General features: G+C 69.7%; 10 protein-coding genes. 3 read left to right on the top strand and 7 right to left on the bottom strand.

Features of this window, described 5'->3' with window-relative positions:
- Window positions 1-379: 379 nt before the first annotated feature.
- The 4 genes from NVU01S_RS15845 to NVU01S_RS15860 form a co-directional block, all read right to left on the bottom strand.
- Window positions 380-1,222: an SDR family NAD(P)-dependent oxidoreductase gene (locus NVU01S_RS15845; protein ID WP_063048133.1), complete on the bottom strand. Its 843-nt coding sequence runs from the start codon at window positions 1,220-1,222 to the stop codon at window positions 380-382.
- Between the two features lie 204 nt (window positions 1,223-1,426).
- A complete protein-coding gene (locus NVU01S_RS15850) occupies window positions 1,427-1,870 on the bottom strand; it encodes an SRPBCC domain-containing protein (protein ID WP_043680494.1) in 444 nt (147 codons plus the stop codon).
- Between the two features lie 647 nt (window positions 1,871-2,517).
- Window positions 2,518-3,867 (bottom strand): alpha/beta-hydrolase family protein, encoded by a 1,350-nt coding sequence (locus NVU01S_RS15855; RefSeq protein WP_052281302.1) that lies wholly within the window; start codon window positions 3,865-3,867, stop codon window positions 2,518-2,520.
- A gap of 809 nt (window positions 3,868-4,676) precedes the next feature.
- Window positions 4,677-5,411, bottom strand: a complete 735-nt coding sequence (locus NVU01S_RS15860) for a hypothetical protein (RefSeq protein WP_082032396.1) — start codon at window positions 5,409-5,411, stop codon at window positions 4,677-4,679.
- Between the two features lie 167 nt (window positions 5,412-5,578).
- Here NVU01S_RS15860 and NVU01S_RS15865 point away from each other — a divergent pair, with 167 nt between their 5' ends.
- Window positions 5,579-6,796 carry a sensor histidine kinase gene (locus NVU01S_RS15865; RefSeq protein ID WP_373864203.1) on the top strand — a complete coding sequence of 406 codons (1,218 nt, stop codon included), beginning with the start codon at window positions 5,579-5,581 and terminating at the stop codon, window positions 6,794-6,796.
- Window positions 6,797-6,838: 42 nt separating this feature from the next.
- A complete protein-coding gene (locus NVU01S_RS15870) occupies window positions 6,839-7,504 on the top strand; it encodes a response regulator (protein ID WP_042254031.1) in 666 nt (221 codons plus the stop codon).
- 9 nt (window positions 7,505-7,513) lie between these two features.
- Here NVU01S_RS15870 and NVU01S_RS15875 read toward each other — a convergent pair whose 3' ends face one another.
- Window positions 7,514-8,416 (bottom strand): serine hydrolase, encoded by a 903-nt coding sequence (locus NVU01S_RS15875; RefSeq protein WP_082032398.1) that lies wholly within the window; start codon window positions 8,414-8,416, stop codon window positions 7,514-7,516.
- A 240-nt stretch (window positions 8,417-8,656) separates the two neighbouring features.
- On the opposite strand from NVU01S_RS15875, the gene NVU01S_RS15880 reads away from it, so the two are divergent.
- Window positions 8,657-10,618: a serine/threonine-protein kinase gene (locus NVU01S_RS15880; RefSeq protein WP_043680499.1), complete on the top strand. Its 1,962-nt coding sequence runs from the start codon at window positions 8,657-8,659 to the stop codon at window positions 10,616-10,618.
- 9 nt (window positions 10,619-10,627) lie between these two features.
- Here the strand turns inward: NVU01S_RS15880 and NVU01S_RS15885 are convergent, their stop codons facing one another.
- Entirely contained in the window at window positions 10,628-13,120 is a 2,493-nt protein-coding gene (locus tag NVU01S_RS15885) for an FtsX-like permease family protein (protein ID WP_043680503.1), read from the bottom strand.
- Window positions 13,117-13,824, bottom strand: coding sequence for an ABC transporter ATP-binding protein (locus tag NVU01S_RS15890; protein WP_052281299.1), 708 nt, complete (start codon window positions 13,822-13,824; stop codon window positions 13,117-13,119). The genes NVU01S_RS15885 and NVU01S_RS15890 overlap by 4 nt, the downstream gene beginning before the upstream one ends.
- Window positions 13,825-14,013: the final 189 nt, after the last annotated feature.

Genomic DNA, 14,013 nt, shown 5'->3' on the forward strand with positions numbered 1-14,013 from the left:
CCGGGCTTGAGGCGTGCCCGATCGGTCACTCGCCGGGGTTCCTGCTGGCGTGCCACGTCAGCAGGGATCCGCGTCCGAACCGAATTCATACAGTGGGTGGTTCGCCTTGGGCCTGAGGCGTGCCCGATCGGTTACTCGTCGGGGGTTCCTGCTGGCGTGGCACGTCAGCAGAGATCCGGGTCCGACCTGAATTCGTGCAGTGGGTGGCTCGTCCCGGGCTTGAGGCGTGCTCGATCGGTCACTCGCGGGGGCTCCTGTTGGCGTGCCACGTCAGCAGAGATCCGCGTCCGACCCGAGTTCGTGCAATGGGTACCTCGTGGCGAACCCGAGACGTGCCCGATTCGGTGGTGTCCGAGGCGGGCACGAACTCGCGGAGCGGCTAAGCGGGCCAGGTGAATTCGGGGTCGGTCAGGTAATCCTGGCGGCGCTGGTCCAGGGCCATGGTGACCATCTGGTGCGCGCCCGGGCCGATGACCTTGCGTACCGGCGGATTCGGCATGTTCACCAGAGCGATCAACGCTGCCGCGCCGACTTCCGGTGCGGGCTCCTGCCATTCGGGGTTGTCGGTGACCGGCGGCGGGGCACTCGGGTCCGGATAGTCCGGCATGCCGAGGATGCCGGCGCGCAGGTCCTCGTAGGCCGGTAGTCCGCTGCCGAACTGCATGCTCGACTTCGCCCAGTCGGTGTCGAAACCGCCCATCTGCGCCAGGGTAACCGAGATGCCGAAGGGCCGCAGTTCGTCGGCGAGCGAAGCGCTGAAACCTTCGAGCGCCCATTTGCTCGCGTTGTACATGCCGAACAGCGGGAGGCTGCCCACCGCGCCGACCGTCGAGATCTGCACGATGTGCCCGGCGCCCTGAGCGCGCAGATGCGGCACCGCGGCCTGCGAAACCCAGAGCGCGCCATAAAAGTTGGTGTCCATCTGGTCGCGGATCTGCGCTTCGGTGAGTTCCTCGAGCGCGCCGACCAGGCCGTAACCCGCGTTGTTCACGATCACGTCGATCGTGCCCATCAGCGCGAAAGCCTTGTCCACCGTGGCGATCACGTTCGCGCGATCGCGAACATCCAACGGCAGCACCGTAAGTCGCTCCTCGGCCAGGTCGGCCATGGTGCGCGGGTCGCGAGCGGTCGCGACGACCCGGTCACCCTCGGCGAGCGCGGCCACCGTGAATGCCCGGCCGAGTCCGCGGTTGGCGCCGGTGATGAACCAGGTTCGGGTCATGTGTCGATCCTTTCGTCGCGAGACGCTCCGTCTCGTTGAAACGATAGTGCCAGCCACAATCCCCGATGTCAAGACGAACCGTATCGTCTCGTTCCGCGTGCAGTTCGCGCCCCGACGTTCTTGCCGCACCCTTTCTGATTTTCTCGCCGGTGTGTCACCCGGCGAGTCGGGGTGCGGGAGGTCAGAAAGGGTGCGGGAGGAAAGTTAGGGGGTGCGCAGCGCTTCGGCTCGCTGCTGGATGCCCGCGGTCATTCCGGCGAAGCCGGCCTTCAGGTGCTTGCCGAGCAGGGTGACCACCAGGGGATGCAGCCAGCCGTTGAGCTCGAAGTGGGACTCGTAGCGCGTGCGACGATCGCCGAGCGGAGTCAGGGTGTGCGACCGCAGACTGTGCAGGGCGCCGAACGGGGTCGGCTTCATCGAATAGCTCAGCTCGTGCCCCGGCGTGTGCGAGCGGATCCATTCGCGCTGGCGGCGCGGCCGCCCGCCCAGGCGCACGACCATATCGATCGGTTCACCCGGCACCAGTGAGCTACGGCATTCGCTGACGAAGGGGTTCCACTCGCCGTAGTGCGGAAAGTCGGTGATCACCTGCCAGACCCGCTCGGCGGGCGCGTCGATGTCCACGGAAGCGTCGATGACAAAGGCCATGCCGACGATTAGAACACGTTCTACCGCGGCTCCGTGCCCCGGTTCGCCCGCCCCTGCAAATCCCGGACCTGGGAAGCCACTCCGCGCGCCGAGGTCGGCCGAGCGTGTGGCGGTTGAGCGTGCGATGGCCGGGCGTGTGTTGGTCGGGCGTGTGGCGGTCGGCGTGTGGTGGTCGGCGTGTGGTGGTCGGGCGTGTGGTGGTCGGCGTGCCGTGGCGGAGCCCGCGGCGGTCGAGCGCGCAGTGGCCGAGCGCGCAATGGCCGAGCGTGTGGCGGCCGAGCGTGTGGCGGCTGGACGCGCAGTGGTCGAGCGTAGGGGCGGTCCGTGTAGCGGCCGAGCGTGTTGCGCCGAACACGGCCGTGGGGGGCAAAGTGCGCCGTGGTGTGTCGAGTGAGGCTTGGGCTGCCAGGATGCCTGGGCTTACCGAGTGAGCTGTGGTCGGCGAGCCGGTCGTGGGCGGCCGATCGTCGGGATGCTCGCCGGGCGGGGCAATGGCCGGTCGACTCGCTGCTGTCTAGAGCTTCCTGCTCATCAATTTCAAGGAGGCGCGACCGTTCAGCCGCTGAGCTGGTCCGCCGCACCTGACCGGTGGTCGTGCTGAGGTCATGGGGGTCGCACGGTCGGGCCTATTGGGTGCGTACAAGATCTCAGCAGGTGCCCATCGCGGTGCCCTGGTCGGGGCCGTAGCGGTGGCCGTGTCCGGCGGGGGCGTCGAGGGCGGCGAGGAGGTCGGCGGTGGTCTGGATGAAGCTGACGGCCGGAAGCCAGTGCGGCAGTGGGGCGTCCAGGCGGGTGCCGGTGAGGTCGGGTGCGCGCCAGAGCAAGGCGGGGGACCAGTGCACCACCGGGTCCGAGCTGTTGGCGAGCACGGTCGCGCCCGCTCGATGCACCTGTCCGGCCGGCGGTCCGGCCCAGAGGGCGGCGCAGGTCCGGCGATCCTGGTCGGCGTCGTCGGCGAAAACCGAACTGCCGCCGAACGCGCCGAGGCTCTGACCGTAGAGGTAGAGCCGGGGTTTGTGGTCCAGGGTGCGGATGCGATCCTCGACCGCGGTGAACAACGCGCGGGTGGCGGTGACCGCCTGATCGCGGCCGAACACGAAGGTGACCCAGCTCGGCGCGAACGAGTACTGCAGGCCGACCAGCGCGACATCGCTGCCGAAGCGCTCCTCGAAACCGCGCACGGCGTTCTTGTCGATCCAGCCGGAACCCGTCGGCACCATCAGCACGAGATGGGACCGCTCGAACGCACCCGAGCGTTCCAGTTCGCGAACCGCCAGCGCGACACGCGATTCCAGGCTCGGGGCGGACTCCACCCCGACGTAGACCCGAATCGGTCCGGCAGGCGATCCACTGACGAACTTGCGTCCCTCCGCCCCGAGCGAGGACCAGCTCACCGCCGACCCGGCACTGCCCGACCTGGTGTTCGAAACCGGCTGCACCAGCGTCGGATCCACCATCGCGTTGGCGCTCGCATACGCCGACTGCCGCCACCCGACCACCGTCGGCGCCGCGACGAAATACAGCACCGCCCCGACCACCGCCGCCAGCGAAACACTGCGCACCCAAACGAGTTTGCGCAGGGCCCGGCCCACTCCCCACGAACCTCCGGCGACCACACCGACGATCAGCACGGTTTCGAGCAACCACCGCACCCAATACCCAGCCCCGATCGGCGCGGCGTCCATCGCACTCCGCAGCTGGTTCTGCCAGTGCCACGCCTGCGCCCCCGCCGCCGTCACGAGCAGTGCCATACCCGCAAGCAACGGCGCTCGCACCCCGGGCCACCGCCGATTGACATCGAACCCCCAGCGCCGCACCACGAATCGAACAATCCCCGCGACCCCCAAGCCGATCGCCACCAGCAACGCAGTAAGAATCGCCTGCGCCCCGGCGGTGCGCGGCAACAGTCCGGGGCCGAGTGACACCAGCATCCCGACCCCGACCCCGAGCGTCGTCCCGATACGCGGACTCGCCAGCCGCCCGACCGCACCCGGCACGGCACGAATCACATGCCGCCACAAACGATTGCGCCCCCATCCGATCCGCTCACCCGCGGAATCGCCACCCCATCCCCCGGGCGAAACTGCCTGCAACACAGCAACATCACGCTCACCAGCCGCCCGCGGTGACGCCGCTACTGTGGCCTGCGCATTCACCCCGGACTCCGCCGTGCCACCCGCACGAACCGCGCCGCGCGTCCCCGAAGTCGATCCCACGATCGCGGTGGCATGTTCGCGGCTCGCGCCGTGCATCGCAGAGGTGGCCGCTACGTCGGTCCCTACGATCCCGCGGTGCAGCGCGGAGTTCGGTGTCACGGCAGCCGTCGCGTGTGCGCGGTCCACGCCGTGCTTCGCGGGGATGGACTCGGCGTCGGTCTCGAGCACTGTGCTGGGCACTGCAGACACCGGCGCGGTTCTCGTGGCGCAATCCTCGCGCACCGTGCGATGCACTGCGGATGTGGATGCGGCGGTGGCCGCGTTGCGCTCGTGGTGGCCCGGCGGGCGGTGCACGGCCGCCGTGGGCGCGTGTTCGCGGCCCGCACCGTGCTTAGCGCGGATGGGCGCGGTGTCGGTTCCACCGTTCCCGCTGCGCATTTCGCGCACGGGCGCGTAAGCCGCGGCGTCATCCTCGCGCACCCTGAATTGCACTGCGGATGTCGGCGTGGTGGTGGCGTCTGTCGTTGTTGTGGTGACGGGTTCGCGTACTGCGGAGGTCGGTAAAATGGGGCGGGTGCGGTGTGCGCCTTGCCTTCTCGGACGCGGGGAGGTCGATCCACCGTTGTCGGTGCGCGGGGGGAGTGTGCTTGTCATCCTTGGACCCCCTGTGCGGCAGTCGAATTGGTGCGGGGGCGGAGGGTGAGGGCAGCGGCGAGGCCGGTGATGCCGATGCCGAGGATGCCGAGCAGCTGCCAGCTGGTGGTGGAGCCGGGGTCGGCGGCGCCGAGGAGGGACTCGGTGACGGGGGCGCCGTAGTCCTGGCGGCGCGAGTTGAGGTCGACGAAGGTGGCGGCGATCGTCGCCATGGTTTCGCAGCGCGCCCGGGAGAACGTGTCGGCTCGGGTGCCGCACGCCTCGTGCATGTGCCGATCCAGGGTGGCGTCGAGCGCCTGGCGCGCCCACGGGCCGAGCGGTTCGCCGTGCTCCTCGGCGTAGCGCAGCAGGTCGTAGCCGAGGTCGTGGGCTTTGCAGGCGGTATCGAATTCGGCGGGCAGCGTCACCGGCGACGAGCAGTCGCCCTGCGGGTTCACCACCAGTCCGTCGAGCGTGCGGGGCCGGTAGCCGAAGCGGGCGGCGAAGTCGTCCGGGATGGCGGTGAGCGAACCGGGACCACCGGAGGTCAACTCCGCGACCGCGATTCGTGCCGATGCACTCTCGACGGGCCCCGACGAGGCCGCCGCGGCATGCGGGGCGGGTGCGAGGAACACGGTGGCCGCCATGGTGGTCAGCGCGGCGGCGGCGAGGGCGGCGGACCGCCGGGCGGTGCGGCTTGCGGCCTGCGCGGGCCGCGCCGTTGCGGGCCCTGCGGGGGTCGGTGTGCTCATGGGCTAGACGCTAGGAACGCGCGCCCCTCGCCGACCTCACGCCGAGGACCGGTTTCCGGCGTGCGGCCCGTGGGTGAGCAGGGCGAATGTCTCGCACCGTGGTACGGGGTGCGAAATCACCCGCCGGTATGACGTGTCAGCACGACCCGGTTTCTACTGTCGTAGACATGATGCAGAAGAGTCGTGCCCGGATGAGGCGGATGTCGGGGCAGATGTGGTTCGACACGCTGACCGTCCTCGTCGCCCTCATCTTCTACGCGGTGGCGTGGCCGACGCTGCATCTCACGCACAGCGTCGCGCCTCCGGTGCAGCCGTTCATCGCGGCGCTCGCAGCGTTCCCCGTGCTGCTCGTGCGGCTCAACCCGCCACTGGGCTGGGCGATCTCGGCGGGCTCCGGAATGATCATCGCGCTGGCGATTCCGAACCAGCCGAACAACGAGCTGCCGATGCAGGTCGTGCACATCCTGAGTTTGTTCCTCCTGCTGCTCGCGGTGGCGGTGCGGGCGACGCCGCCGATCATCGGTGTCGCGTGGGTCGCGACCTCGCTGCTGCTCGGCACGACGATGTCGAATCAGAGCGGCGAACTGGGCAGCTCGGTGTGGGGCTGGCCGATCGCGCTGGGCGCGGTGGTGCTGTTCGGGCTGCTGGTCCGCTGGCTGGTGGCTTCGCGCAAGCAGTTGGTGCGCCAGGAAGAAGAGAACGAGGTCGAGCGCGCCCGCCGCGCCATCCTCGAGGAGAAGGCGCGCATCGCTCGCGATCTGCACGATGTGGTCGCCCACCACATGTCCCTGGTGGTGGTGCAGGCACAGACCGCGCCCTACCGGGTGGAGGGGGTAACCCCTGCTGCCCGAGCCGAATTCGAGTCCATCGGCGCGACCGCGCGCGAGGCGCTCAACGAGATCCGCGGCATGCTCGGCGTGCTGCGCAGCGACGGCCAGGCCCCGGAGCACACGCCGCAACCCAAGGCCGCCGACGTGCCGGGCTTGTTCGAGGGTGCGCTGCGCGCGGGCGTGCGCATCGCGTGGACGATCGACGGAACGCTCGAGTCCGTCCCCGATGCGCCGGGTCTCGCGCTGTACCGGATCGCGCAGGAGTCGCTGTCGAATGCTTCGCGGCACGCGCCGGAGGCGGCGATCCAGGTGCGGCTACGGGTCGACGGTCCGGTGCTGGAACTCGTGGTGCACAACGGGCCCAGCGCGTCGCCCGGCAAGCCCATCGGCAACGGCGGGCACGGCATCGCGGGCATGCAGGCCCGTGCCCTGGCGGTCGGCGGCGAGGTCACCGCGGGGCCGAGCGCGGACGGCGGTTTCGAGGTGCACGCCCGGCTGCCGCTGCATCCGGCCGCGTCGCTGGATCCGACGCTGCTCGGTCAAGCCGGTAACTGAGCCGTCTCGCTGGTCGGGGCCGGGTCCGCATAGGGTGGTGCGGTGGCAATAACCGTGTTGATCGCCGACGACCAGGCGATGGTGCGGCAGGGCTTCGGCGCCCTGCTCGCCGCCCAGACCGACATCAGCGTGGTGGGCGATGCCCCGGACGGCAAGATCGCGGTGGCCGAGGCCAAGCGGTTGCGCCCGGACGTGGTGCTGATGGACGTCCGGATGCCGGAGATGAACGGGCTCGACGCGGCCCGCGCGATCCTCGCCGCCGGGTTCGATCCGCCGGTGCGGGTGCTGATGCTCACCACCTTCGATATCGACGACTACGTGTACGAGGCGCTGAGCATCGGCGCGAGCGGCTTCCTGCTCAAGGACGCGCCCGCGGAGGAACTCGTGCGCGCCGTCCGGGTGGTCGCCGACGGTCAAGCGCTGCTCGCGCCGACGGTCACCCGCAGGCTCATCGCCGATGTCACCAGCCGCCGCTCGGCCGCGCGCGCCAAGCCCGCGCCCGCGCTGGCCACGCTGACCCCGCGCGAGCGGGAGGTGCTGGAGCTGATCGCGAAGGGCATGTCCAACACCGAGATCGCGGAATCCTTGTTCGTCGCCGAGCAGACCGTGAAAACCCATGTCTCCAAGGTCTTCTCGAAGCTGAACCTGCGCGATCGGGCGCAGGCCGTGGTGCTCGCCTACGAATCCGGTCTGGTCGTTCCGGGCTGACCGGCGCGCTCAATGCGCGCAGGTGCCGCCGCGCAGTTCGGCCAGGTGCCTGCCGAGCAGCACCGCCAGCCTGCTCAGGATGGCGGTGGAATCCTCGTAGGTCCCCGAATCCGCTTGCGCCGCAAGGGCGACGGCCACCATCCCGTTCTGCGTCGGCACCACGCCGAACTGGCGGACCGTGTAGATGCCGGTGTCGTCGTCGGGCCCCCAGCCGCCCTTGAACGCGGCGCCTTCGAGATTGCCGAGCCCCCAGGACTGGTCGGGCGTGATCTCGGCCATGAGCTCGGGCACCTGGAACGTCTCGGGCAGGCACGGCAGCCGGGACGCGAACCGCACCTGGTTGGCCAGCGTCCACTCGGTCTGCCCGAAAGCGGTGTAGTCCAACCTGGTTCGCGGCCCGGCCAGGCCGGTGGTGGAGTCGCCCGCCTCGTCGATCACGTCCTGTACCGCCTGCGCGGCCTCCAGTCCGTCGCCGAGCGATTCCCACAGTGCTTCGGCGGCGCCGTTGTCGGAGACCGTGATCGCGGCTTCGGCGTTCTCGAAAACGCTTTCGTCCGGGTCGTGCCGCAGCGCCGCGATGGCCAGCGGCACCTTGATGGTCGACCAGGCGATGCCGCTGACCCAGTCGCCGAAGATGGTCATCCGGCCGCCGCCGACCGGCATGATCGCCAAGCCGACCTGGCCGCCCAGGTTCGGTTGCAGCTGGGTGAAATCGGCCGCCAGCGAATCGGGGATGGACACCGAGAGGCCGGGCCGGAACGACCCGGCGGTGTCGACGACGACGGCGGGCCGCTCGTCGTGGTCGCGCTCACCGGGCAGCAGCGCGCACGAGGTCACCACGAGCAGCGTGAGCAGAGCGGTCGCGCGCAAGGCGACGCGATACCCGAAACCTGTTCCCGTCGACTTCACCACGCGTCCTCCCCACCACCCTTGCGTGATCGCTGTTCGTCGGCGGTGCAAAATTTAGCTCATCGGTCGGCCCCGGTCGATGACCGGGCGTGAGGCCATCATGAACGCCCCACCATAGTTTTGCCGATCGTCGCGAAGAATTCGAAACCGCGTGGCCACGGCGTTACCCGCTATGCTCCAGGATCTGAGGGAGCGCAGGGACGCGGCATCCGCACGCCGCGGTGAAAATCGGAAGGGACCGTATTGCTGACCAGCGGGGAGGTGTTCGCCGGGTTCACCATCGAGAAAATGCTCGGGCAAGGCGGTATGGGATCGGTCTATCTGGCCCGACATCCCAGGCTGCCCCGGCAGACCGCGCTGAAACTCCTCAACCGCGAGCTGTTCACCGACGTCGAGGTGCGCGCCCGGTTCGAGCGCGAGGCCGACCTGGCCGCGCAGCTCGATCATCCGAACATCGTCCAGGTGTACGACCGCGGCACCGAGGACGATCAGCTGTGGATCTCCATGCAGTACGTCGACGGCGTCGATGCCGCCACGGTCAACCCGCAGAACCTGCCGCCGGAGCGGGCGGTGCAGATCATCGAAGGTGTCGCCGACGCACTGGATTACGCGCACGGCATGGGCGTGCTGCACCGCGACGTGAAGCCCGCGAACATCATGCTGGCCCGGTCCGGCGGCGGAAACCGCGAGCGGGTGTTCCTCACCGACTTCGGCATCGCCCGGCTGCGTGAGGATTCCACCCACTTGACACAGACCGGGATGTTCACCGCGACGCTGGCCTACGCCTCGCCGGAACAGATGACCGGCGCGCACCTCGATCACCGCTCCGACCAATACTCCCTGGCCTGCGCGCTGTATTGGCTGCTGACCGGGATCGCGCCGTTCGACGCGCCCGCGCCCGCCGACATCATCCGTGGCCATCTGCAACTGCCGCCGCCGTCGGCCGCGGCCCGCCGGGCCGGCCTGTCCCCGGCGCTGGACCCGGTGATCGCGGTGGCGATGGCGAAGCGACCCGATCACCGCTTCGCCTCCTGCGCCGATTTCGCCGCGGCCGCAAGGCAAGCGCTCAGCGGCCAGGTTCCGCCGCTGCCGTACACCCCGGCGCCGACCGTAATCGCCCAGCCGCCGCAGAGCCAGGGTGCGTATCAGGCGGCGCCGCCGAACCAGGGCACGTATCAGGCGGCACCGAGTCAAGGCGCGTACCAGGCGGCGCCGACCTATGTGCCGCAGGCCGCCGCGGCCGGCTCGGTCGAGTGGAAGCAGTACGGACCGAGTTCCCCTGCGGGACAGCAGTTCTCCGCCACCGGCTATGTGGACGCGCCGCCCAGCGCCGGTACGCCGTACCCGTCCGGCGGATACCAGGACGCCGCGTCCGGTGCTGCCCAGCAATACTCCGGCGGCTATCCGGACGCACCGCCCACTCCCGGTGCCGGACAGTCCTTTCCGGGCGGCGGCGGGTACGGTCCGCCGAATTCCGGTGCCGGGCAGTCGTTCCCGCCGCCGATGGCTTACGCACCCGCCACCGGCTATCCGATGCCGCCGCAACGCCGCTCGAACACGGCCCTCATCGTGGTGATCGCGCTGATCGTCATCGTCGTGCTGGTCGTCGCCGGGGTGGTGATCGCCCAGGTGACCTCGTCGGATTCGTCGTCGCCGAGCGATCCGGGCCGGCCGCCCGCTGCCGCCGCCTCGACTGACGCCGACGCCTTGGCCAAGGCGTTCCCGAAGATCCTGCCGCAGGGTGTCGACACCAAATACGGGGTGGGCAGCGGCAAGGGCTACCAGGACAAGACCTGCTTCCTCGGCACCGGCAAAGCGGGCAAGAAGGTGTCCAGCGAGGACGGCGTGCCCGACTTCGCGAACTGGGAGACGGCCTGGAACTGCTGGGGCGTGCCGATCGACCAGCCCGACTTCACCGCGATCGCGTTCAAGAGCGCCGAGGACGCGCAAGCCGCGGCCCGCGCGCTGCCGTCGAACACCAAGGCGAGCGAGTCCGCCAACGGCAAGCAGTACACGACCTACCGGTGGCAGAAGAAGGACAGCGGTCTGCCGGACGGGTACCTGGTGGTGAGCTTCGAGAACGATCCGGCCCGGGCCAATTATCTGTTCTTCGCGCAGGTATCGATCACCGACAGCCTGCCGGATTCCGGCTTCGGTCTGACCCAGCAGAAGTTCAAGGCCTGGTTCACCAGTCTGCCGCTGTAGCAGCAGAATTCAGTCGACCGCCAGCGCGGCCACGATCGGCAGCCGGGCCGCGCGCAGGGCGGGCGGAATCGAGCCGAGCAGGGCCAGTACGAGCGCGGCCGCGCCGTAGGCCAGCAGGATCGGGCGCGGCTGGTAGGTGACGTCGATGGTCAGTGCGTGCGCGATGGCGACGGTGGCCAGGTACTGCACGGCCAGGCCGACGACGAGACCGAGTGCGGCGCCGACCAATCCGATCCCGGCGGCCTCAGCGAGCACCGAGCGCATCAGGAAGCCGCGATTCGTGCCCATCGCCCGCAGGACGCCCAACTCTCTGCGGCGCTCGAGCACGGACAGCATCAAGGTGTTCAACAGTGCCACCGTGGCCACGAGCACCACGATCCACAGGATCGCGTTGCTCATCGCCGAGCCCTGCCGGATGCTGGATGCCGCGGCGACAACGGTATTCGGCCCGGTGTCCACGTGGATCTGCGGCGGGACCACCTGCCGGATCGCGGCCAGCACGGCCGCGCGATCCGCGCCGGGCGCGATGTTCGCGGTCACGATCGTCTCGCCGGGTCGCTCGTACCACCGGCGCAGCAGGTCGAGGTCCATCATGACCACGCCCGCGATCGCCGAGAAGTACGGAATCACTTGCAGCACGGTCACCGTGTGCGCGCCGGTCGGGGTCGGCAGCGTCAGCTGGGACCCGACGCCCACGCCGAGATCCCGGGCGATGTCCCGGGAGATCGCGACCCCGTCCCCGGCGGACAGGCGGGCGGCCGCGGTCGCGTCCAGCATGTGCATCCGGGTCTCGCGCGCGTCGGGCGGAAAGCCTTGCAGCATCACCCGTCCGGCGCCGAGGGTGGCGAAGGCCATCTGCGCCGGGCTCACCGACCGGACGCCCGGGACCGCGGCGATCCGATCCGTCAACCCGGCGGGCAGCAAAGGGCCGGTGGGGAACTGGGCCATGGACGCGGGACTGACGTAGACGTCGTTCTTCGCCAGATCCTGGAACGTGGTGGTGGCGGAGTCGACCATGTTGGTCGTCGCGCCACCCATCGATACCGTGGCGGCCACGCCGATCAGGACGGTCATCACGGTGGCCCAGACCCGCCGCGGTGCGCGCTCCAACGTGGTCGCGCCGAGGGCGCCGGCCGCGCCGAACATGCGCGCGGTCGCCGCGGCGCACCGGACGATCGGGCCGATCGCGGCGAAGCAGAGCACGACGGCCGCGATGATCGCGGTCGAGACGGCGCCGAGCGAGTAACGGCCCAGGTCGATTTCGGCGACCCCCACCGAGCAGGCCACCAGCGCGAGCCCGAGTACCACTGCGGCCCAACGCAACGCGGCGCTCGCGGTATCGGCCCGGCCGACACCCACCGGAACCAGCGCTTCGATCGGCTCCACCTTGTACACCTGCCGCGCGGCAATGCCCGCCGCGAGCACGCTGGCGAGGACGCACGCCGCGATCGCGAACGGCACGGCGTAACCCGGCACGAGGTACTCGGTGCGCGCCTCCACCGACGACATCACCGCGGCGGGAAGTTGTCCGATCGCGATGCGGCCCATGAAGATACCGATGACCGCGCCGACCGCGCCGCCGCACAGCCCGAGCAGCGCGGCCTCGGCCAGCAGATCCCGCACCATCGGCCCGCGCTTGCCGCCGAGGGCGCGCAGCAGCGAGAGCATCGGCCTGCGCTGCGCGATCGCCATGCTCATCGCGTTGTAGATGAGGAACGCCGAAACGATCAGCGCCGCAGCCGAAGCCATCGTGGTCGAGTAGCGCACGAGCTGGATCGCGCCGCCCGCCTGCGCGGTGCGCAGGCTCGGTTCGGCGACCACCGCGCGACCGTCGACCGCCGCGGTGAGTTCGGTGCGCAGCGTGGCCACCGAGGCGCCCGGCGCGGGGATGATCTGGATCGAGTCGAGCCGACCCTGCCGCTCGGTCAGCTGCTGCGCGAGCCCGAGCGGCGCGGCGACCAGATGACCACCGTTGAGCCGCTTCGAGGTCTGCTGATCGAGCACGCCCGCGACGGTGACGGTGGCCGAACCCAGCGTGAACTTTTCGCCCTCGCGGTGCCCCATCGCCGCACCGACCAGAACGCCGTTGGGTACCGAGAGCAGTTTGCCCGTCTGCGCGGCCAGCGGCCCGGCCAACTCGCTGCCCAATGCGCTGATGTTCTGATCGGCGCCGATCAGCAGCGCGCGGTCCGCGCCCGCGCCGATCTGCGCCCGCAGCATCGGCACCGCCTTGTCCACGCCGGGCGTGTTCGCGATCCGTGGCAGCAGTTGCTGATCGAAGCCCGCGTCGGTGACACCGGTGACCTCGAGCGCCGCCCGCCCGCCGAGGCTTTCCGTGAGCCGCTGCACCGATCCGGTGACCGAACCGGAGATGCTCAGCACCGCGACCAGCAGACCCGCCGAGACTCCCATCACCACCAGCGACATCATGGTGCGCCCGCGGTGGGCGAGGAGTTCACCGATATTGAACAGCCGCAGGCGATCCCAGGCGGCGCCGATCACGCGATGGCCGATCGTTCTGCGGGTTCGTTCGAGCCGATCCGGCCGTCGCGCAGGGTGACCACCCGATCGCAGTACGCCACCGCGCCCATGTCGTGGGTCACCATGACCACCGAGTTGCCGGAACCGGCCAGCTCGCCGAGTAATTCGAGGATCGCGGCGCCGGTCTTGGAATCGAGGTTGCCGGTGGGCTCGTCGGCCAGGATCAGCGGCGGATCCATGATCAGCGCCCGGGCCACCGCGACCCGCTGCATCTGGCCACCGGACAGCTCGGCCGGACGATGTTCGGCTCGATCGCGCAGCCCGACCCGGTCGAGCAACTCCAGCGCCCGCGGCTTGGCCTTGCGTAAGCCGGTGCCGTCCAGCAGCTTCGGTATCGCGACGTTCTCCCAGGCGGACATCGTGGGCAGCAGGTTGAAGAACTGGAAGACGAAACCGACGCGGTGGCGGCGGAACTCGGACTGCCGCTCGTCGTCCAGCGCGCCTATCTCGTTGCCCTGGAACCGGATCGAGCCGGTGTCCGGGATGTCCAGCGCGCCGAGCAGGTGTAGCAGCGTGCTCTTACCGGAACCGGAGGGCCCGATGATCGAGGTGAATTCGCCGGTCTCGATCCGCAGGTCGATTCCGTCCAGTGCCCGGACCGATTGCCCGCCCACCCGGTATTCCTTGGTGACGCCGGACAATTCGAGCATGGCCGCCTTCGGCATCGCTGCCCCCCGCTGTGGTCTATCGGTCACCAATTGTTCGTCTCTCGTCGTGCTAGCGAGCCATGGCTTCTGATCTTCCCAGGACATGAGCCTCGCCTTCCGTGCGACGACGCATTTCACGCTACGGAGCGCACGTGGGCCTGTCTTCGTGCCAGGGACCCGAATCGATCTCCGACCACGGTAGGAGAA

This window comes from Nocardia vulneris (genome assembly GCF_001613425.1).
GTDB lineage: Bacteria > Actinomycetota > Actinomycetes > Mycobacteriales > Mycobacteriaceae > Nocardia > Nocardia vulneris.